The 266-nt window shown below is 43.2% G+C and carries 1 protein-coding gene; it reads right to left on the reverse strand.

The features are described from left to right. Window positions 1-207, reverse strand: a 207-nt coding sequence (locus tag RYX56_RS22910) for a heavy-metal-associated domain-containing protein (RefSeq protein ID WP_317124196.1), incomplete at its 3' end; no start/stop codon positions are given. Between the last annotated feature and the right edge of the window lie 59 nt (window positions 208-266).

Here is a 266-nt window from a genome sequence, read left to right on the forward strand (position 1 = left end):
TTCTGCTTCTCCTGGTTGATATTTCGCTTCAGCAATCGCTTTTTTCGCTGTTTCAACCTCTAAGCCATTTGGTAGCTCAAATACAGCTTCGCCACGGCGATAATCTACTTCAATCCCTCTTGCACCCATGTTTTCAAGAGCAACAGCTACATGCTCTTCACAACCCGTACAAGTCATTCCTTGAACGTTCACTCGATATTTTTTCATGTTAACTTCCTCCTTTTATTCGACTCCAAGCCCGAAATCCGAAACTGCCGTCTTAATTG

This window comes from Alkalihalophilus lindianensis, assembly GCF_032843265.1.
Classification (GTDB): Bacteria; Bacillota; Bacilli; order Bacillales; family Bacillaceae_D; genus Alkalihalophilus; species Alkalihalophilus lindianensis.